This is a genomic window from Catenulispora sp. GAS73, from assembly GCF_041262085.1.
In the GTDB taxonomy this organism is placed as follows: domain Bacteria; phylum Actinomycetota; class Actinomycetes; order Streptomycetales; family Catenulisporaceae; genus Catenulispora.
Genome location: NZ_JBGCCM010000031.1, coordinates 17,071 through 36,237, shown reverse-complemented (window position 1 = coordinate 36,237; position 19,167 = coordinate 17,071). Strand labels below are relative to the sequence as shown.

Below are 19,167 nucleotides of genomic sequence, written 5' to 3'. Positions count from 1 at the left end.
GGGACCGGGCACGGATTCAGCGCGCCGAGCAGGGGTTCATAAACGACGCAGATCCCCGCGCCAGCGCTGGAAGAGCGTGTGCGGGACGCCGAGCACGTCCAGGATCTTGCCCGCCACGAAGTCCACCAGCTGCTGCACGTCCTTCAGCCCGGCGTAGAACCCGGGCGCGGCCGGCAGCACCACGGCCCCGGCCTCGTCCAGCTCGACCATGTGCCGCAGCGTGCCGCGGTTCAGCGGCGTCTCCCGCACGCAGACCACGACCGGCCGCCGCTCCTTGAGGTTCACGTCGGCCGCGCGCTGCAGCAGGTCCTTCGACAGCCCCAGCGCGATCCCCGCGACGGCCGCGGTCGAGGCCGGCACCACCACCATGCCCTTGGCCGGATAGCTCCCCGACGACGGCCCCGCGGCGAAGTCCCCGGCGGGCCAGTACCGCACGACGTCCAGCCGCGGGTCCTCCGGCACCCACCCGAGCCACGTCGCCAGGTCCTCGCGCCAGTGCGCGTCACGGAAGGAGATCCCGGTCTCGTCCAGGATCGTCAACCGCGCCGCCCGGCTCACCACCAGGTCCACCGCCTCCCCGGCCGCCAGGAGCGCGCGGATGGTGGCGGCCGCGTAGGGCGTGCCGGAGGCGCCGGAGACGCCGACGATCCAGGGGGTGCGGGCGGCGTGGGGAGTGCGGGGGCCGGTCACCGAGCTCAGACCCCCAGCCCGCGCACGATCAGGTCCACCAGCGCGAAGCAGAACAGCGAGATCCCGACGAAACCGTTCGTCGTGAAGAACGCCCGGTTCACCTTCGACAGGTCCGTCGGCTTCACCAGCGAGTGCTCATACCAGAACGCCGCCGCGACCACCGCGACGCCGATCCACCACAGCGCGCCGCCGTGCGCGACCACGCCGAACCAGATCAGCAGGCCGAGGGTGATCACGTGCGTGGCGATCGAGGCGCGCAGGGCGGCGGCGATGCCGAAGCGCGCCGGGACCGACTTCACACCGATCACGCGATCGGCGGCGACGTCCTGGCAGGCGAAGATCAGGTCGAAGCCGCCGATCCAGAAGCCGACCGCCAGGCCCATCAGCGTGGCCTGCCACGACCAATGGCCCGTGACCCCGATCCAGGCGCCCATCGGGCCGATGGCCTGGGCGATGCCGAGGATGGCGTGCGGGTAGTTCGTGAAGCGCTTGCCGTACGGGTACAGGACCAGCGGGATCACGGCGACCGGGGCCAGGTACAACGACAGGCGGTTCAGGGAGGCCGCGGCGGCCAGGAACACAGCCAGGGCCGCGAAGGAGCCGAGGTAGGCCGTCTTCACCGACACCGCGCCGGTCACCAGTTCGCGCATCTGCGTGCGCGGGTTCCGGGCGTCGATCTCGCGGTCGATGATGCGGTTCATCGCCATGGCGAAGGTGCGGGCGCCGACCATCGCGATCGTGATCAGCAGCAGCTTGGCCCAGTTGACGTGGCCGCTGGTCTCGAACATCGCCCACAGGGCGCTGATGTAGGCGAAGGGCAGGGCGAACACCGAGTGCTCGATCAGCACCAGGCGCAGGAACGCCCGGGTGCCGCCGACCACGCCCCGGGCGGTCTCGGGGGCCTCGTTGACCTCCCGGGTGGTTCCGGTGGGTTCCTCCACGGGGTCCACAGAGGATGCAGCTGTGGCGGACATCAGAAGCCGTACTCCTTCCAGCGGCGGTCGACCTTGGCCGCGGTCATCGGGTCGGAGGTGATCATCTCCGGCCAGCCGCGGTGATAGCCCTCCTCCGGAAGCTTACGAGTCGCGTCGATTCCCGCCTTGCCACCGTAGAACTGCTGGTAGGAGGCGTGGTCCAGATGGTCGACGACGCCCTCGACCACGGTGAGGTCCCGGGAGTAGTCCACGTTGCCGAAGGCGCGCCACGCCACCTCGGCGTAGTCGTGGACGTCGCAGTCGCTGTCCACGACGATGATCAGCTTGGTCAGGGACATCAGGTGCGCGCCCCAGATCGCGTGCATCACCTTCTGCGCGTGCTTGGGGTAGCGCTTGTCGATGGAGACGATCGCGCAGTTGTGGAAGCCGCCGGCCTCGGGGAGCGCGTAGTCGACCAGGTCCGGAATGATGATCTTGAGCAGCGGCAGGAAGAAGCGCTCGGTGGCGCGGCCCAGCGGGCCGTCCTCGGTCGGCGGCCGGCCGACCACGATCGACTGGAGCATCGGGTCCTCGCGCATCGTCATCGCGGTCACCGTCAGCGCCGGGAACGGCTCGACCGGCGTGTAGAAGCCGGTGTGGTCGCCGAACGGGCCCTCGGGCAGCGTGACGCCGGGCTCCAGCCAGCCCTCCAGGACCACCTCGGCGTTCGCCGGGACCTGGAGCGGGACCGTCTTGCAGTCCACCAGCTCGACCCGCTTGCCCTGCACGAAGCCGGCGAACAGGTACTCGTCGATGTCCGAGGGCAGCGGCGCGGTGGCGGCGTAGGTGACGGCCGGCGGGCAGCCGAAGGCCACCGCGACCGGCAGCCGCTCGCCGAGGCGCTGCGCGACGGCGTAGTGGTTGGTGGAGTCCTTGTGGATCTGCCAGTGCATGGAGATGGTGCGCTTGTCCTGGCGCTGGAGGCGGTACAGGCCCAGGTTCCGGCCGCCGGTCTCCGGGTGCTTGGTGTGGGTCAGGCCCAGGTTGAAGAAGGAGCCGCCGTCGTCCGGCCAGGTGTGCAGGGCCGGGAGGAGGTCCAGGTCCACGTCGTCACCGGTGAGGACGACTTCCTGCACCGGGGCCTTCTTGACGTGCTTGGGCGGCACCGACTTCAGCTGCGCGGCCTTGCCGAGGGCGTCGCGCAGGCCGGAGACGCCGTGCGGGAGCTCGGGCTTGAGCAGGTCGCCGATGCGGTCGCCGATCTCGTCGAGGTTCTTCAGGCCGAGGGCCAGACAGAGGCGCTCCTCGGTGCCGAAGACGTTCATGGCCAACGGGATCGGCTTGCCGTCGGGGGTGCGGGCGCCCCGCACATTTTCAAACAGCAGCGCGACGTTCTTCGTGGGCCCGCCGCCATGGTGATCTTCCCGCGGCGCCTTCTGCACCCGGTCGGTGATCTCCCCGACCTCCAGGTGCGGGTCGACCTCCGCACGGACGCGCTTGAGCTGCCCTCGGCGTTCGAGGGCTTTCAAGAAGGAGCGCAGATCGTCATAGGCCATGGTGACCAGTATCCGTCAGAGGGGGGAAGACCCCCGTACCGGTCCCGTAGTGACGGCGCGGCCGTTACTGTTGAATGTGGAAAACCCACGACTTCCCGGGAGGCTGGGCGTTGCTCCGTTTCGTGGTCCAGTGGCTGGTGCCGATCGCGCTGGCCATCTTCGCCTGGGTCGACTGCCTGCTCACCCCGCGCCCCTGGGTCCGCTTCCTGCCGAAACCGGTGTGGGCGGTGCTGATCGCCGTGCCGTACCTCGGGGCGCTGGCGTGGATCTTCACCGGACGCACCGCGCAGCCGCGGGACATGCGGCGGCGGGCCACGGACGCGCATCCGGGGCTGTTCTCGTCGCTGGGGCGGGGCGGGACGCATCAGAGGCGGCCGCGGATCGTGGACACTTCGGGGTCCGGCTCCGGGATGACCGGCCGGGGCGGGAGGTCCGGGCGGACGGGCACCGCGCCGAGCACGTGGGCCGTGGCTCCGGACGATGATCCGGAGTTTTTACGTCAGCTCGGCGAGCAGTTGAAGAAGGACCGGCCGGAGGGCTGAGCCCACCGCCGGCCGGAGAGTTCAGTTCAGCTCTCCGGCCGTCGCGATACGCCGGACCCGCTCAGCCCGCTGAGGACTGCATCGTGAACCCGAACATGTGCCGGTCCATCGTGAACACCGGGTCCGCGTACGAATGCGGGAAGTCCTCGAAGCTCTCGCCCACCGCCTCGACCAGGTAGTCGCCGATCGGTTCGGCCAGACCCACCCTGCGGGTCGACCAGCGGGCCCAGGCCAGCGCGGCCGGTTCCAGGAGCTCCAGCTGAGTGTCGTCGGCGTTCACCCGAGCCGGGATCAGGACGTTGATCAGGGTGTCGAACTTCTCCGGGCCGTACAGCGGCGGGTCGCCGGCGAACTCGGTGAGCCCGAGGCGCGCGAAGATTTCGCCCCATTCGCGGACGATGGCCTGGTGCGGGAGAGCCCGGGCGTCTTCGGAGGCGGCGAACTCGTCCAGGAGCGGCGGGAGGTCGTCGAGGTCGTAGCCGAAGTCGGCGCCGCCGGGCAGTTCCGCCGGTTCGGGCAGGACCGCCAGGCGGGACAGCATCAGGGCGCGCAGGGCCGCGAAATCGTCGCCCTCGTCGTCCTCTTCGTCGTCCTCATCGTCTTCGTCGTACTCGGTGTGGTGGCTGTGCGTGTCGGGTTGAGCCGCCAGGGCGTCCAGTTCGGCGAACGCCTCGTCCACGGCCTCCGGCTGGAGTGCGGGCTCGTCCTCGAACTCCTCGCCCAACTGATCGAGCTGGTCGAGCTGATCGAGCTGGTCCAGGCCGTCCTCGTCCTCGTCTTCGTCGTCCACGAAGACGTCCTCGAACTCGTCGTCCTCCTCGTCGTCGACGAGGGTCTCGCGCACCGCCGGCTCCAGGCGCCGGCGCAGCTCGCCGGCGTCCAGCTTGTCCAGGGAGAACACGCCCTCGGGCCCCTCGGCGAACTCCGCACGGATCTCGCCGAGGATGTCCGGGAGGTCCACCGGGTCGACGAGCAGGACCTCCACCACGGTGCCCTGGGCGTTGTTGGCGACGGTCGCGGTGAACGCGTAGCGGTCCTTGCCGCGCTTGAAGGCGGCGATCAGCAACTCGCCGTCGGCGAACACGTCGGAGACCGACCAGGCCTCCAGGAACTCCACCTGCTGGAGCGCGGCTCCGTACCACTCGGGGCGCCGGACGCCCTTGTGGAACAAGCGCTCCGAGGCTTGTCCGGCGCGGGCGGCGACCTCCGGGGAGGCCACCGAGGCCAGTGCGCAGAGCACCGCCTGCGTGCGCGGGGAGCCGACCAGCTCCAGGACCTCGACCAGACCGAGTTCGGCACCCTCGGGCTCGTCGTCCTGTTGCAGCGCCGCGGTCCACAGGCCGCCCAGGAAGGCCGACGCCCACAGCTCGGCGTCCAGGGGCGTGCGGACCGTGCGCGGATCGCCGTAGACCTCGTCCAGGGCGTCGAAGAGCTGCCCGAACTCCGGGGGCAGCTCCGGATGCCGGGCCGGGGACGGCGGATGCGCCCTGCGGTTGGGCACGCCGGGACGCGAGGAGTGGTGGGGCTGACGACGAGGCTTCGGTCTCACCGTCTCATGCTCTCAGATCGCCGGATCCCGGATACGGGCAATCCCCGACACAGGGCACCACAGACCGCGGCGGCAACCCATTCGGATGGAGATGGCCTTTGTGGAACCCGCCGAACATCAAGGACAACAGCAGCATCACGATGAGGAAAATCAGGGCGAACCACAAACAGCCGGCGTTCCGGGACCGACGTCCTCGCCGCTCACGGTCTTCCTCACGTCTCGCCGGGCGCATACGTATGGCTGCCATAGGTCATAAGATAACTGTGATAGGGGGTGCCCGTGGCGGCTAAGGGCGAGCAGGTTGAAGAAGGCTCCAAGAACGAGACGCGCATCATCGTCCGCACCCGGGGCGGCGGGCTGCGTTCGACCCTCCTGCGCTGGGGCGTGGGCGGGGTCGTCGTGGTGGTCGTGCTGGCGTTCCTCGGTTCCCTGACGAACCTGATCCACTTCAGCAATCCGTTCGGCGAGACCACCACGACCCGCAGCGGGCCGGTGCTCCTGAAGTCGATCACGGAGCTCAAGCGCTTCGAGGCGGCCAGCGGCGAGTTCCAGGTCGTGACCGAGGTGCAGAACTCCTCGTGGCTCCCGTCGTTCCTGGCCGGCAGCGACACGTTCTTCCTCGGCGACGGCACCGTGAACGCCTTCGTGGACTTCAGCAATCTGGACGCCAACCACGTCACGGTGTCCTCCGACCGGCTGTCGGCGTCGATCACGCTGCCCAAGCCGGTGCTGGACCCGACCGCGCTGGACGTGCACAAGTCGTACATCATCGGCCAGCAGCAGGGCGTGTTCGACCGGCTCTTCAACAGCGACCCGAACCAGGTCCAGTCGCTGCTGGTGGAGGCCACCAAGCAGATCGACGGCGCGGCGCAGAAGAGCTCGCTGGTGTCGGTCGCGGAGAAGGACACCACGCAGATGCTGCAGAGCCTGCTGCACTCGCTGGGGTTCACCGGCACGATCACGGTGAACTTCAAGTAGAACAGCAGCAACAGCCGGAACAGCGAGCGGCGCCGGGCGAATCCGCCCGGCGCCGCTTTCGTTCTCAGCTCTCGACCGCTCAGCCCGCGGCTACTTCACCCCGGCGTAGGAGTGCATGCCGTTCACGAAGATCGAGACGATGAAGTAGTTGAAGATGAAGCACCCGTAGCCGACCAGCGCGATGAACCCGGCGCCGCGCCCCTTCCAGCCGCGCGTCGCGCGCGCGTGCAGGTAGGCCGCGTAGACGACCCAGGTGATGAACGCCCACGTCTCGGTCGGGTCCCAGCCCCAGTAGCGGCCCCAGGCCCGCTCGGCCCAGATCGAACCGGCGATGACGGTGAAGGTCCACACCGGGAAGGAGAACGCCAGGATGCGGTAGGCGGTCAGGTCCAGCTTCATCGCCGAGGGCACACGCCGCCACATCGAGTTCGGGTTCGCGGTGCCCAGCTTCGCCTTGGTCTCGTAGCGCGACTTGAACAGGTACAGGACCGTGGCGACGGTCGCGACCGTGAACATGCCCGAGCACAGCACCGCGGCGGCGACGTGCACCACCAGCCACGGCGAGTGCAGCGCCGGGACCAACTGCTCGGCGTCCTTGTACAGGACCTCCATGGCCAGGCCGAGGATCGCGACGATCACGCCGGTGACGAACACCCCGAGCCAGCGTGCTCCTCTGCGGAAGAGCAAGCCGACGTAGAGCGCCATGGCGACGGCCGAGCCGGCGATGGTGAACTCGTACAGGTTGCCCCACGGCACCCGGCCGGCGGCCACGCCACGGGTGACCACGCCGATCACGTGCAGCACGAAGCCCAGCACCGTGGTGCTGACCGCGATGCCGCCGGCGGTGATGGCGCGCAGGTTGCCGCCGTCGATCGCCGGGGTCTGCTCGTCGGGGTCGGGCCGGTCGTCCAAGTCATCGAGCGCCGCGAGGTCGTCCGGCACCGTGACAGAACCAGCCGCCACCAGTGTCTTGGCTTTCGCCGCGGCCTCCACGACGAATGTCGACTTCCGCCCGAACACCCATTCCGCGGTGTAGGCGAAGAACGCGATCAAGTACACGAACATCGCGCCGTAGATGGCGTAGTTCGAGAACCGCGCCAGGGACTCGTTGATCACTTCTGGACTCCCGCCTTCGGAGGACGCAGGCCCCTGCCCACACCCCGCACTTCGTCCCGCAACCGCGCGTCCTCGGCCCGCGCCAGCCCGGCCACTTCCACTCGCACGGTGTCCTGCTCATCCGCGGGCCGGACCCGCACGAACACCCGCCGCCGCCGGATGCCCAGCGACCCGATCAGCCCCACGACGATGCCCACGGCCGAGACGAACACCAGCATCTTCGACGGGTCGTGGTTGAGGTCGAACTGCGCCCACTGCTTCACGCCGTCGAACTCGATGGTCCCCGTGCCGTCCGGCAGGGCGACCGTGTTCTTGCCCTTGTCCAGGGTGAGCACCACAGCCGGGTTCGTCGGCTCGACCGGGTTCGGCAGCTTGACCTGCTGTGCCTTGGTCACGTCCATGGTGTACACGCCGGGGTTCGGCCCCAGGTCGCCGGTGTACGCGGTGAGCACCAGCGCCGGGTTCGCGGCCACCGGGGACAGGGACACCGCGCCGAGCCCGGGGATCATCGCCCCCGGATAGTCGGGCACGAAGATGCCCGACAGGCCCAGGTCCTGCGGGCTGTCGAATTTGTCGACGTAGCCGTTCTTGACCTTGTAGATGCCCGAGCCGACGCCCAACGCGCCGGAGTCGAAGAACGGCACGGCCGCGTGGTCCACGATCACCTTGCCGTTCTTGTCCCGGACGGTGATGACCGGCGAGTAGCCGTGACTGCTCAGGTAGACGCTGACGCCGTCGACGCTCAGCGGGCTGTTCTCCTTCAGCGTCGCCTTCTTCTCCGGCGCCGAGAGCGAGGACTTGTAGCTGACATCAGCGGTGAAGTCCCGGGCCTGGCCGTAGTCCGGAGCGTTGTGGTTCGGCTCGTAGGTCGCGGTGAACTTGTTCAGCGTCAGCCCGAAGGGCGGCAGCTTCATCGGGTCGACGCCGCCGCCGAAGGTGTGGTCGTCGTAGTCCATCGTGATGTTCGAGAACGACTCGCCCTCGCTGATCACGACCTTGGCCTGGTAGCCGTAGTAGCCCTTGATGGCGAACCCGGCCAGGATGCCCACCAGCGACAGGTGGAAGATCAGGTTGCCGGCCTCGCGCAGGTAGCCCTTCTCCCCCGAGACCCACCCGCCGCCGTCGGCGTCGGTTCCACGCACGACGCGGAAGCGCTTCTTCTTCAGCGCCGCCTCTGCGGAACTGAGCTTGTCCTCTATAGAGGTGCCCGAAGTGTCGTTCCAGCGGAAGTGCGCCGGCATGCGCGCCAGGTTGCGCGGAGCGGCCGGCGGGGGCTTGCGCAGCACTTTGAGATGCTGGGCGGTGCGCGGCAGGATGCAGCCGATCAGCGAGATGAACAGCAGCAGGTAGATCGAGGAGAACCACACCGACTTGTAGACGGTGAAGAACTGGAGCTTGTCCAGGACAGGCCCGATTGTCTTGTGCTTGGCCAGCCAGTCGGTGACGGTCGTCGGGTCGGTGTTGGCGCTGCGCTGCGGCAGCAGAGACCCGGGGATGGACGCCAAGGACAGCAGGAACAGCAGGATCAGCGCCACGCGCATGGAGGTCAGCTGCCGCCAAGCCCAGCGCAGCATCTCCAGCGGGCCGAGCCTGGGCAGGGTGACGGAATCCGCGGCGCTGCCTTCTTCGCGCGGCGCCGTGGTCAGGCTTGCCGCGTCCATCTCTTCTGTGGGCGATGCCATTCGATACGTCGTCTCGTTCTAACTAGATCGGGGACTGGAAACCGGGTGTCTGGCCCTGAAGCCAGGTCACCAGGTGGTCCCACTCACCGGTCACCAACAGGACGCCGATCAGGACGAGCATGCCGCCGCCGATCCGCATCACGGCCTGGTAGTGGCGCTTCACATAGCCGAACGCCCCCATCGCCTTGCGGAACGCGATCGCGGTGAGGACGAACGGAAGACCCAGCCCCAGACAGTACGCCACCCCGATGAGAACCGAACGACCGGCATTCCCGGAGTCGATGGACAGCGAGGAGACCGCCGACAGCGTCGGTCCCATGCACGGTGTCCAGCCCAGCCCGAACAGGATCCCGAGCAGCGGCGCGCCGGCCAGGCCGACCCGCGGGTCCTTGTGGAACCGGGCCTCGCGGTTGAACACCCGGCTGATCGCGCCGGGCACCACGCCGGCGAAGGACAGGCCCATCAGTATCGTGACGCTGCCCAGCACGATCTGGATGATGCGCTTGTGGGAGTACAGGAACTGCCCGCTCCAGCCGGCCAGCGACTCCAGCAGCACGAACACGATGCTGAACCCGAGCACGAACAGCAGCGCGCCGGCGATCATCCGGCCGCGCTTGGCCCGCGCTGCCTCGTCCAGGGTCTGGTCGCCCAGATCCACGCCGGTGAGTCCGGTCACGTACGACAGGTAGCCCGGCACCAGCGGCAGCACGCACGGCGACAGGAACGAGATGAGCCCGGCCGCCAGCGCGATCGGCACGGCCACGAGGAAGCTGCCGTACTCCACCTTCGTCTCGGTGGAGGTGTAGCTGGAGGCCAGATGCGTGAGGACGGCGGCGGTGGCGCTCATCGTCGGGGTCTCACTTACCGGACAGGACGGTGTCGAGCGCCGCGGACACGTCGTTGAAGTCCACGGGCCGCAGCGCCCGCCAGGCCAGGCCGCCGTTCTTGTCGATGATCAGCGTCGAGGGGACCGAGGCCAGCGAGGTGATCCCGGCCAGCTGGCCGAGCAGCGTCTCGTTGCCGTCGTCGAACAGGTTCGGATAGCTGATCTGCTTGGCCTTCACGAAGGCCTGGGCCTGCCCGGTGTTGTCGCGGGTGTCGATGCCCACGAACTGCACGCCCTTGTCCCGGTACGCCTCGTTCGCGTGCTCCAGGTACGGCGCCTCGGCCTGGCAGGGATCGCACCACGAGCCCCAGATGTTCACGACGATGACCTTGCCCTTGAACGAGGACAGGTCGAGCTTGGAGCCGTCGAGCGTGGTCCCGGAGAGCATCGGGAACTGCTTGCGGTCGTTGACGGAGAACGCGGCGGCGGTCCCGAGACCGTCCTTGTTCTTCGAACCCGACCCGCCGCAGGCGGTCAGGCCGAAGGCGAGTGCGGCGGCCGTCATCACCGAGAGCACGGCGACCGACCTGCGTGTTCCATCCGTCCTGCGCAGCATGTGAAAAGTTTCGCATGGCCGCCGCGCGCTCTTGCGGCAGGGTCCCCGAATCGGACGAAGCGTCGCGCTCCGCCCATGCTGGAAGACCCTGCGCGACGGCGCTATGACGGCGCTATACGGAGGACTCCGTATAGCGCCGTGCGGCTAAGAGGCTTTACAGAGCGACTCTGCGCAGCTCTACGCGCCCGCGACGAACTTCTTCGTGTTCTTCACCGGCAGCAGGTCCTTGGCCGGCTCGCTGTAGCGCACCGCGGTGATCCGGCCGTCGGTGATCTCGAAGGAGGTCAGCGAGGCCAGCGTGCACTCGCGCTTGCGCGGGTCGTGGAAGAACGAGCGGTGCTCGGCGGCCAGCCGGCTGATCCAGATCGGCAGCTGGTGGCTGACCAGCACCACCTCGTGGCCGGGAGCCAGCGACGCTGCATCAATGAGCGCCGCGTGCATCCGCTTCACCTGGTCCTTGTACGGCTCGCCCCAGGACGGCTTGAACGGGTTCCACAGCTTGAACCAGACCGCCGGCCGCTTGAGCACGCCGTCGCCGACCGAGAACTTCTTGCCCTCGAAGAAGTTCGCCGCCTCGATCAGCCGCTCGTCGGTGCCGACCTCCAGGTCGTGACGGGCCGCGATCGGGGCCGCGGTCTCCTGCGCGCGCTGCAGCGGCGAGGCGACGACCGCCTTGACGTCGTGGTCGGCCAGGTGGTCGGCGACCCGCTCGGCCATCTTCTGCCCGAGGTCGGAGAGCCGGAAGCCGGGCAGGCGGCCGTAGAGGATGCCGTCCGGGTTGTAGACCTCGCCGTGGCGCATCAGGTGGACGACGGTCTTGGTCTCAGCCATGACAGGTGGGGTTCCCTTCCGGGGATCAGGGATCAGTGGGATTTCTCGGCCGCGGCCGCGGCCTTCGCCGCGTGCGGCAGTGCCTCGGCGATGGTCTCCACGGCCGCGGCGTCGTGCGCGGCCGAGACGAACCACGCCTCGTAGGCGCTCGGCGGCAGGTAGACGCCGTGGTTCAGCATCGTGTGGAAGAACTCAGCGTAAGCCTTGGTGTCCTGCGTCTTGGCGTCCTCGTAGTTCTTCACGGGCCGGCCGGTGAAGAACACGGAGAACATGGTGCCCGCGAACTGCACGGTGTGCGGGACGCCCTCCTTGGCCAGCGCCTCGGAGGCCAGGTCGGCGATCTGGTGCGCGGTGGTGTCCAGGTGGCTGTAGACGTCCGGGGTGCAGTGCCGCAGCGTGGCCAGGCCGGCGGCGGTCGCGACCGGATTCCCGGACAGCGTGCCGGCCTGATAGACCGGGCCCACCGGCGCCAGGTGCTGCATGACGTCGGCCCGCCCGCCGAAGGCCGCCGCCGGGAAACCGCCGCCCATGACCTTGCCGAAGGTCATCAGGTCCGGGACCACGCCGTCGATGCCGTACATGCCCTCGCGCGAGGCGCGGAAGCCGGTCATCACCTCGTCGGAGATGAACAGCGCGCCGTTCTCGCGGCAGATGTCGGCGAGGAACTGATTGAAGCCCGGCTGCGGCGGGACGACGCCCATGTTGCCGGCCGCGGCCTCGGTGATCAGGCAGGCGATCTCCGCGCCGTGCGCCTCGAAGGCGGCCTTGACGCCCTCGGTGTCGTTGTACGGCAGCACGATCGTGTCCGCGGCCTGCGCCCCGGTCACGCCGGGGGTGTCCGGCAGCGCGAAGGTGGCGACGCCGGAGCCGGCCGCGGCCAGCAGCGAGTCGACGTGGCCGTGGTAGCAGCCGGCGAACTTCACGATCTTGGTCCGACCGGTGAAGCCGCGAGCCAGCCGGATCGCGCTCATCGTGGCCTCGGTCCCGGAGGAGACCAGGCGGACCTGCTCCAGCGGGGCGATGCGCGCCACCATCTCCTCGGCCAGCTCGACCTCGCCGGCCGACGGCGCGCCGTAGCTGGTGCCGTGGTGCAGGGCCTTGAGCGCCGCCTCCAGCACCGCGGGGTGGTTGTGGCCGAGGATCAGCGGACCCCAGGAGCAGACCATGTCGACGTAGCGGTTGCCGTCGACGTCGGTGAGGTACGCGCCTTCACCGGACGCGATGAAACGCGGGGTGCCCCCGACCGCGCCGAACGCCCGCACCGGCGAGTTCACCCCGCCGGGCGTGACCGCCCGGGCCCGGTCGAACAGGTGCTGGGACTGGGTCTCGGGGGGCTCGTACGGATGCGCGTTCATGCCGCCATGGTCTCAGATGCGCCGAGCGGGACGCATCGCGGTCACAGCCTCGACGAACTCCGCCGGCGGCTGGTAGGCGTGGTCTCGGATGTAGTGGACGACCAGGGAGGGGGCTGTCAGCTGGCGACCATCGGCGGCGACCACGCGGATCTCGGCATTGCCGAGGTACAGCACGCGGGTTCCATAGACGGCGCGGTACTGGAAGTCCGCCTCGAAAAGGTGTCGGAAGCGACAGCCGTGGACGCCACGGGTGGCGGCGACGAGGTGGTCGGCGGCCAGCGTAACCAGGTTGCGCCAGAAGACGGGATCCAGGTCGTCGGCCGCGGTCGGGAACTCGTGCCCGGGCTCCAGCCACCCGACGGTGAGGAGTTCCACCCCCTCCGGCACGGTCTCCGGCAGGTATTCGTACGGCGCCAGGTCGGGGTAGTACGTCATGCCGGAATGGTGCCCTCCCGCGACGCCCACCGGCCAGAAGCCGCGACCGCGACCATCGCCGCGATGATGAACGCCGGCAGCAGCAGGTACGCGGTGTGGATGCCGACCCGGTCGGAGAGGAAGCCGAGCGCGAACGGCGCGGTCCCGACCGCGATCCCGCCGCCGAACATGTTCACCGCGCCGGCCAGCTCCGCCTGTCCGCCGGCCATCTCGATCCCGCGCGCCGCCAGCAGCGGGTACTGCAACGACACCCCGAGCCCGGCCACCGCCAGCCCGCCGAACATGATCACCGGGTTCGGCGTCGCCCAGAAGAGCGCGAAGCCCAAGAGATTGGTCCCGAACGCGGCGAAGATCAGGCGGTCGATCGGCACCCGGAGCGCGAGACGACCGCCGACCGCACGGCCGACGGCCATGCCGGCGACGACGGCGGTGACGCCGGTCGCGGCGACGCCGGCGGACAGGTGCGCGCGATCGCGGAGCAGGGTCGCGCACCACAGGGTGAGACAGAACTCGATGGCGCCGGCGCAGACGCCCGCGACCTGGTTGATCCAGAAGCGGCGCGGGAGGTCGCGGAAGGTGGCGGCGGCGGCCGGTTGGTCGCTCGGGGAGCGTGGTGCGGGAATTGTGGCCCGACCAAGCGAAGTATTCGCTGCGACGACCTGAGCACGCGCGCCAAGTCGTTCGGTGCCAATGTCGGCGAGATCCTGGGCGCCGAGCCGACGCGCGCCGCATTCGGCCGGTTCCCACTCGTCCGAACCGCCGGTCTCAGCACTCGTGCCGACCGTGTCGACCATACCGAGCCCGTAAGCCTCGACCGCTTCACCGACCGCCACCGGCCCGGTCTCGACCGCCACCCACGCCGGCTCGCGAACCCGTCCGAGCGCCACGTACAGCAGCGCGCACAGCGGCGCGACCGACAGCAGCGCCGTGCGCCATCCGATGCCCGCCGCGGCCGCGCCGCCCACCGCGAGCGGGGCCGCGATGCCCACGAAGGCGGCGACCGCGTTGGCCTCGGTGATCGCGGCCGGGCCGGTCTGCGGGCCGTGCGCGCGCGACAACGCCGCAGGCACGGCTATGCACAGCAGCGAGCCGAAGACTCCGCAGATCACGGCCGCCGGAAGCGTTACCGACAACGACGGGACGGCACAGAACAGCCCCACCGACAGCGACAGGCCGACCAGGCCCCACCACAGTGCGGGGCGTGAGCCGCCCATGCGGCGGATGTACCAGGGTGCGCTGAGGCTGCCGACGGTGACTCCGGCGGCGTAGCACGTGCTGTGCAGCCCGGCCACGCCCGCGGAGAGGTGGAGGTCGTCCTTGAGCAGGTCGATCGAGGGGCTGAAGGCGTAGAGGAAGAAGGCGAAGGCGCCGAGTTGCAGATAGAGCAAGCGGGTCCAGCTGTCGTGCCGGACCCGCAGGACGGGCTCAGTGGGGGTGGCGCTCACATGTCACGCATCGCGGGTCAGCTTTCATCGACGGGCTCTTCCTCTTGCACAACCTCGGCTCGCACGACCTCGGCCACGACCTCGGCCACGACCTCGGCGTCGGCGTCGGCCTCGGCGTCGGCGGCGTCCGGGCCGGTCGCGGCGGGCGCGTCATCCGCGCCGGCCACCGCCACGGCCACCCGCACCGCCGCCGCAGCCGCCTCAGCGGCCTGCGACGCCTCGTCGGCGGGCCGCACCACGCGCTCGCCGAAGGTCACGGTGTCGTACTTGTACTCGTCGACCACCGGCTCCGACGTCGGGTACGTCACCGGCACCACGGCGGCCTCCGAATGCGCGCCGCAGCCGAAGTCCAGGGACACCACGCGGCCGTCGCTCGGGGAGATCTCGTTCGTGCACACGCCGAAGCCCTGGCCGAGCATCCCGGCCAGCGGCGCCAGGAAGCCGCAACCCGAGCAGCGGGCCGGCGCGGCCTGCGCCATCGGCGAGTGCGGACCGAACTCGCCCTCGTGCCAGCGCTCGGCGGCCTCCTCGCGGCCCTCGCGGGAGAGCACGCGGGGCCGGCCGAGGCCGATCTGGTAGGCGATCAGCGGCAGGGAGTCGCGGGTGATCTCGCGGTAGGGCTCGGGCCGCTCCTCGTCCTCGCCGGTGTAGGCCGGGACCAGGCGGGCGTCGTCCTCGGCGATCGGCAGCAGGTCACCGGGGCCCAGGTCGCCGGGGCGCAGGCGCTCGCTCCACGGCACCCACTCCGGGGCCAGCACCGATTCGCGGCCGGCGACGAGCACCGTCTCGTCGAGCGTGACGAACTTCGTGCGCGGGGCGCGGGTCAGCGTCACGGCCCAGTTCCAGCCGCGGTACCCCCGCTCCTTGCACTCGAACAGGTGGGTGACCACGCGGTCCCCCTCGGCGAGCATGCCGACGTGCCGGCCCACCTCGCCGATCCCGGCGACGTCCTCGGCCGCGGCCAGGGCCAGGTCGACCGCGTCGGCGCAGACCTGGTCGAGGACCGGCTGGCGTCCGCGCGGCCGGCTGTCTGTGGAGCGGGCTGGGGTGGCGGTCGCGGCGTTCACGCCTCGATTCTCCCCTATCTTGAGGTGTTCGTGTGACAGCGGTTCGGCTGACGGTGCATCGCGGCCGGTCCACAAGGGTCGCCAATTGAATCACCGGCTCCCCACGTTCACTTTTTCCGGGCAGGATAGGGGCGTGGCCAAGGATCAGACGCCGAATCGGGACGGCGAGGAGCGGACGCGGGTTTTCGACGCCCCGGAGGCGACCCGGCCGTTGATCCCGCAGCCCCCGCCGTTGCCGCCGAAACGCCCCCGGGACGGCCGGGACACCCGGGACGCCGGCGGCCGCACGCAGAACGGCGGCGGCGCGGCGACCGATCCTGGGCTCGCCGACACGCTGCCCATCGGCGATTCCGCGGCGGCCTCGGCCGCGCGCGGCGGCGGCCACCACGACCCGGTCCCGACCCGCACCATGGCCGCCCACCACCCGGACGACGTCCCGGTCGCCACCATCGACCTGGCCGCGACCCTGCCGGAGCTGGCCGAGGTCGCCCCGGACCTGTCGGCGGCCGACATAGAGATGCTCACCCCGGTCCGGCCGGAGTCCGACGCCGCGCGCATCCTGCGCCGGGTCGGCGAGGGCACCGAGGCCACCGGCCGCGCCATGGGCAAGGTCGGCGGGGTCCTCGGGCGCCGCATCCGGAAGTACACCGAGTCCGGCGGGGCCCGGGAGTCCGGGCTGTCCCGGCTGATCGAGCTACACGCCGTGAACACCGCCGGCGACCTGCTGATCACCCTGGCGCTCGCACAGTCGGTGTTCTTCGGGGTGCAGCCGGGGCAGGCGCGCGGCAAGGTCGCGCTCTACCTGGTGATCACCATGGTGCCGTTCGTCCTGCTGGCCCCGGTGATCGGCCCGCTGCTGGACCGCTTCGGGCACGGCCGGCGCATCGCGATGGCGCTGACCATGGCCGCCCGGCTGGTGCTGGCGCTGATCATGGCCCGCACCGTGAGCGGCAGCGCCAACCTGGCGCTCTACCCGGCCGCGTTCGGCTGCCTCGCGGCCTCCAAGGCTTACGGCGTGACGCGCAGCGCGGTGATCCCCCGGCTGGTCCCCCACGGCAGCACTCTGATCAAGGCGAACTCGCGCACCTCGATGGCCAGCATCATCGCCACCTTCGTGTTCGCCCCGGTCGGCGGCCTGCTGCTGAAGCTCGGCCACGCCGGCCTCTGCCTGATCGGCGCGGCGGTGGTCTTCACGTTCGGCGCGTACCTGGCGCTGCGGCTGCCCTCCCACGTGGACTCGGCCGCGGGCGAGCAGAAGGCGCAGCTGAAGAAGAAGGACCGGAACATGGACCCCCGCCTGGAGGAGACCATGCCGAACCTGCGGCTGCGCTCGGTGGGCCCGGCGGTGATGCTGGCGCTGCGCGCCAACGCCGCCTTCCGCTGCTTCTCCGGCTTCCTGACCATCTTCATGGCGTTCCTGGTCCGCTACCACCCGCTGGCCGGCTACAAGGACCTGGTCGCGATCGGCATGATCGCCGGCGCCGCGGCCGTCGGCAACGCCGTGGGCACCTCGCTGGGCTCGATGCTGAAGGCCCGGGCCCCGGAGGGCGTGATCTCCGCGATGCTGGCGCTGACCACCGGAGCAGTCCTGGCCTGCGCCTTCTATTACAACCTGATCACGGTACTCACCGTAGCCGCGGTCGCCGCCATGAGCGCTGCGCTGGCCAAACTGTCCCTGGACGCCCTTTTGCAGCGCGACACGCTCGAACGTGTGCGCACGTCGGCCTTCGCCCGGTCTGAGACACTGTTGCAGCTGGCCTGGGTGGTCGGCGGCGGCCTGGGGATCGCGATGTCGTTCCCGGGCAACGGCAACGGAACCTTCGCGTTCATCGTGGCCGCCATCGCGTTGCTGGCGGTCTGCGTGGTGACTTTGAAGGCGTTGTCGGATCTGCGTTTCGTGGCACCGAACCCCGCGCAAAGTCTCGGAGTCTGAAGGCTCAAGGGCACAAGGGATGGGGAGCCGGATGCCGGGTACGTTTCCGGCGTGCGGCGAAGCGAATACGTAAGCCATCCGCGGGACGACGGGGAGTGACCAAATGTACGAGTTCTTGCTGGCGACAGCCGTCGGCGCCGAGCGTGACGCTCTTCAGCGGCACGCAGAGGGCCTGACGGTGATAGTCACCGGCGCGGGCCCCGCGGCCGCGGCCACCGGTGCGGCCTGGGTCCTGGCCTCCGAGCCCTACAAACTGGCGGTCTCAGTCGGCATCGGCGGCGGCTTCGCCCCGCGCGCGCCGATCGGCTCGGTGGTGGTCTCCACGCGCGTGGTCGCGGCCGACCTCGGCGCCGACTCCCCGGAGGGCTTCCTGCCGATCGAGGAACTGGGCTTCGCCCCGCGCGTGGAGCAGCCGGACGAGGCCTGGGCGGCCCGGATCGGCGCCGCGCTGGGCACGGCCGGCCTGAACGTGGTCACCGGCGCGGTGCTGACCGTGGCCACCGTCACCGGCACCGCCGAGCGCACCGCGGAGCTGCTGGCCCGGCACCCGGACGCGGCGGCGGAGGGCATGGAGGGCTTCGGCGTGGCGAGCGCCGCGACGATGGCCGAGCTGCCGTTCGTGGAGATCCGCGCGATCTCCAACGTGGTCGGGCCCCGCGACCGGGAATCGTGGCGGATCGGTGAAGCCCTGGACGTCCTGGCGACCGTCGGGCAGACCCTGGCCGCCCTTCAGGCGCCGGGCGTCGCATAATCAGCCATATGTCTGACGCCGCGACCGTCCTGCCCGACAAGCTGTCCATCGCCTACTCGCCGTGTCCCAACGACACGTTCGTCTTCCACGCGCTGACCCACGGCCTGCTGCCCGGCGCCCCGGACTTCGACGTGACCTTCGCCGACATCGACGTCACGAACTACTGGGTGCAGGAGGCGGGCGCGCCGGACGTCCTGAAGATCTCCTACCCGGCCCTGCCCCTGGTCGCCGACCGCTACGAGCTGCTGCACTGCGGCGGCGCCCTGGGCCGCGGCTGCGGCCCGCTGGTGCTGTCCCAGGGCTCGGTGTCGGCCGAGGCGCTGGCCGGCGGCGTGGTCGCGGTGCCGAGCCTGCTGTCCACCGCCTACCGGCTGTTCGAGCTGTGGGCGGAGCAGAACATCCCCGGCGATGTGGAAATCAAGGTTCTGCCGTTCCACGAGATCATGCCGGCCGTCGCGGCCGGCGAGGTGGCCGCCGGCCTGGTGATCCACGAGGCCCGCTTCACCTACCAGAACTTCGGCCTGACCTGCCACGCCGACCTCGGCGAGTGGTGGGAGTCCGAGACCGGCCTGCCGATCCCGCTGGGCGCGATCGTGGCCCGCAAGGACCTCGGCGCCGAGGCGCTGGCCGAGCTCAGCGGGCTGATTCGGGACTCGGTGGAGTACGCCTGGGCCGACCCGAAGGCCTCGCACGAGTACGTGATGGAGCACGCGCAGGAGATGGACCCGGAGGTCGCGCAGCAGCACATCGGGCTGTACGTCAACGAGTTCACCCGGGACCTCGGCGCGGACGGGTTGGCGGCGGTCGAGGCGTTGCTCGCGAAGTAGCCGAGCGAAAAAGCCGAGGTCCCGGCGGCGTCCGCCGGGTCTCGGCCAACAATA

General features: G+C 70.1%; 18 protein-coding genes. 5 read left to right on the top strand and 13 right to left on the bottom strand.

Features of this window, described 5'->3' with window-relative positions:
- Positions 1 to 36: 36 nt before the first annotated feature.
- The 3 genes from ABH935_RS36920 to ABH935_RS36910 are packed head-to-tail and all read right to left on the bottom strand — an operon-like array spanning position 37 to position 3,160.
- Positions 37 to 699, bottom strand: a complete 663-nt coding sequence (locus tag ABH935_RS36920; protein WP_370382706.1) for a UbiX family flavin prenyltransferase — start codon at positions 697 to 699, stop codon at positions 37 to 39.
- A complete protein-coding gene (mqnP, locus tag ABH935_RS36915; protein WP_370382617.1) occupies positions 696 to 1,664 on the bottom strand; it encodes a menaquinone biosynthesis prenyltransferase MqnP in 969 nt (322 codons plus the stop codon). The genes ABH935_RS36920 and mqnP overlap by 4 nt, the downstream gene beginning before the upstream one ends.
- Positions 1,664 to 3,160, bottom strand: coding sequence for a menaquinone biosynthesis decarboxylase (locus ABH935_RS36910; protein ID WP_370382616.1), 1,497 nt, complete (start codon positions 3,158 to 3,160; stop codon positions 1,664 to 1,666). The genes mqnP and ABH935_RS36910 overlap by 1 nt, the downstream gene beginning before the upstream one ends.
- A 110-nt stretch (positions 3,161 to 3,270) precedes the next feature.
- Here ABH935_RS36910 and ABH935_RS36905 point away from each other — a divergent pair, with 110 nt between their 5' ends.
- Positions 3,271 to 3,702, top strand: a complete 432-nt coding sequence (locus ABH935_RS36905) for a PLDc N-terminal domain-containing protein (RefSeq protein WP_370382615.1) — start codon at positions 3,271 to 3,273, stop codon at positions 3,700 to 3,702.
- A gap of 61 nt (positions 3,703 to 3,763) precedes the next feature.
- Here the strand turns inward: ABH935_RS36905 and ABH935_RS36900 are convergent, their stop codons facing one another.
- Complete coding sequence (locus ABH935_RS36900) at positions 3,764 to 5,203, bottom strand: hypothetical protein (RefSeq protein WP_370382614.1); 1,440 nt, start codon at positions 5,201 to 5,203, stop codon at positions 3,764 to 3,766.
- Positions 5,204 to 5,530: 327 nt separating this feature from the next.
- Here ABH935_RS36900 and ABH935_RS36895 point away from each other — a divergent pair, with 327 nt between their 5' ends.
- Complete coding sequence (locus ABH935_RS36895; RefSeq protein ID WP_370382613.1) at positions 5,531 to 6,229, top strand: DUF4230 domain-containing protein; 699 nt, start codon at positions 5,531 to 5,533, stop codon at positions 6,227 to 6,229.
- Positions 6,230 to 6,319: 90 nt separating this feature from the next.
- Here the strand turns inward: ABH935_RS36895 and ccsB are convergent, their stop codons facing one another.
- The 9 genes from ccsB to ABH935_RS36850 all read right to left on the bottom strand — a co-directional run bounded on the left by ccsB (position 6,320) and on the right by ABH935_RS36850 (position 15,602).
- The gene (ccsB, locus tag ABH935_RS36890; RefSeq protein WP_370382705.1) at positions 6,320 to 7,294 is read right to left on the bottom strand and encodes a c-type cytochrome biogenesis protein CcsB; all 975 of its coding nucleotides are present in this window, start codon (positions 7,292 to 7,294) and stop codon (positions 6,320 to 6,322) included.
- 47 nt (positions 7,295 to 7,341) lie between these two features.
- Positions 7,342 to 9,027 carry a cytochrome c biogenesis protein ResB gene (locus ABH935_RS36885; protein ID WP_370382612.1) on the bottom strand — a complete coding sequence of 562 codons (1,686 nt, stop codon included), beginning with the start codon at positions 9,025 to 9,027 and terminating at the stop codon, positions 7,342 to 7,344.
- A 22-nt stretch (positions 9,028 to 9,049) separates the two neighbouring features.
- Positions 9,050 to 9,874 (bottom strand): cytochrome c biogenesis CcdA family protein, encoded by an 825-nt coding sequence (locus tag ABH935_RS36880; RefSeq protein ID WP_370382611.1) that lies wholly within the window; start codon positions 9,872 to 9,874, stop codon positions 9,050 to 9,052.
- A gap of 10 nt (positions 9,875 to 9,884) precedes the next feature.
- On the bottom strand, positions 9,885 to 10,469 hold the full coding sequence (locus ABH935_RS36875) for a TlpA family protein disulfide reductase (protein ID WP_370382610.1): 585 nt from the start codon (positions 10,467 to 10,469) through the stop codon (positions 9,885 to 9,887).
- A gap of 177 nt (positions 10,470 to 10,646) precedes the next feature.
- A complete protein-coding gene (locus tag ABH935_RS36870) occupies positions 10,647 to 11,300 on the bottom strand; it encodes a histidine phosphatase family protein (RefSeq protein ID WP_370382609.1) in 654 nt (217 codons plus the stop codon).
- Positions 11,301 to 11,332: 32 nt separating this feature from the next.
- Positions 11,333 to 12,655: a glutamate-1-semialdehyde 2,1-aminomutase gene (gene hemL / locus ABH935_RS36865; RefSeq protein WP_370382608.1), complete on the bottom strand. Its 1,323-nt coding sequence runs from the start codon at positions 12,653 to 12,655 to the stop codon at positions 11,333 to 11,335.
- Positions 12,656 to 12,667: 12 nt separating this feature from the next.
- Positions 12,668 to 13,090 (bottom strand): hypothetical protein, encoded by a 423-nt coding sequence (locus ABH935_RS36860; protein WP_370382607.1) that lies wholly within the window; start codon positions 13,088 to 13,090, stop codon positions 12,668 to 12,670.
- Positions 13,087 to 14,535: a sugar MFS transporter gene (locus tag ABH935_RS36855; protein ID WP_370382606.1), complete on the bottom strand. Its 1,449-nt coding sequence runs from the start codon at positions 14,533 to 14,535 to the stop codon at positions 13,087 to 13,089. The genes ABH935_RS36860 and ABH935_RS36855 overlap by 4 nt, the downstream gene beginning before the upstream one ends.
- 17 nt (positions 14,536 to 14,552) lie before the next feature.
- Positions 14,553 to 15,602 carry a DUF3027 domain-containing protein gene (locus ABH935_RS36850; RefSeq protein ID WP_370382605.1) on the bottom strand — a complete coding sequence of 350 codons (1,050 nt, stop codon included), beginning with the start codon at positions 15,600 to 15,602 and terminating at the stop codon, positions 14,553 to 14,555.
- A gap of 133 nt (positions 15,603 to 15,735) precedes the next feature.
- Between ABH935_RS36850 and ABH935_RS36845 the strand changes: the two genes are divergently transcribed.
- The 3 genes from ABH935_RS36845 (at position 15,736) to ABH935_RS36835 (ending at position 19,113) form a co-directional block, all read left to right on the top strand.
- On the top strand, positions 15,736 to 17,535 hold the full coding sequence (locus ABH935_RS36845) for an MFS transporter (protein WP_370382604.1): 1,800 nt from the start codon (positions 15,736 to 15,738) through the stop codon (positions 17,533 to 17,535).
- 103 nt (positions 17,536 to 17,638) lie between these two features.
- Positions 17,639 to 18,286: a futalosine hydrolase gene (locus tag ABH935_RS36840; protein WP_370382603.1), complete on the top strand. Its 648-nt coding sequence runs from the start codon at positions 17,639 to 17,641 to the stop codon at positions 18,284 to 18,286.
- An 8-nt stretch (positions 18,287 to 18,294) separates the two neighbouring features.
- Entirely contained in the window at positions 18,295 to 19,113 is an 819-nt protein-coding gene (locus tag ABH935_RS36835; RefSeq protein ID WP_370382602.1) for a 1,4-dihydroxy-6-naphthoate synthase, read from the top strand.
- Positions 19,114 to 19,167 lie beyond the last annotated feature (54 nt).

Coding starts and splice junctions, on each gene's coding strand:
- ABH935_RS36885 (WP_370382612.1), bottom strand. CDS start 9,027: ATGGCATCGCCCACAGAAGAGATGGACGCGGCAAGCCTGACCACGGCG.
- ccsB (WP_370382705.1), bottom strand. CDS start 7,294: ATGTTCGTGTACTTGATCGCGTTCTTCGCCTACACCGCGGAATGGGTG.
- ABH935_RS36840 (WP_370382603.1), top strand. CDS start 17,639: ATGTACGAGTTCTTGCTGGCGACAGCCGTCGGCGCCGAGCGTGACGCT.
- hemL (WP_370382608.1), bottom strand. CDS start 12,655: ATGAACGCGCATCCGTACGAGCCCCCCGAGACCCAGTCCCAGCACCTG.
- ABH935_RS36835 (WP_370382602.1), top strand. CDS start 18,295: ATGTCTGACGCCGCGACCGTCCTGCCCGACAAGCTGTCCATCGCCTAC.
- mqnP (WP_370382617.1), bottom strand. CDS start 1,664: ATGTCCGCCACAGCTGCATCCTCTGTGGACCCCGTGGAGGAACCCACC.
- ABH935_RS36870 (WP_370382609.1), bottom strand. CDS start 11,300: ATGGCTGAGACCAAGACCGTCGTCCACCTGATGCGCCACGGCGAGGTC.
- ABH935_RS36875 (WP_370382610.1), bottom strand. CDS start 10,469: ATGCTGCGCAGGACGGATGGAACACGCAGGTCGGTCGCCGTGCTCTCG.
- ABH935_RS36910 (WP_370382616.1), bottom strand. CDS start 3,160: ATGGCCTATGACGATCTGCGCTCCTTCTTGAAAGCCCTCGAACGCCGA.
- ABH935_RS36860 (WP_370382607.1), bottom strand. CDS start 13,090: ATGACGTACTACCCCGACCTGGCGCCGTACGAATACCTGCCGGAGACC.
- ABH935_RS36880 (WP_370382611.1), bottom strand. CDS start 9,874: ATGAGCGCCACCGCCGCCGTCCTCACGCATCTGGCCTCCAGCTACACC.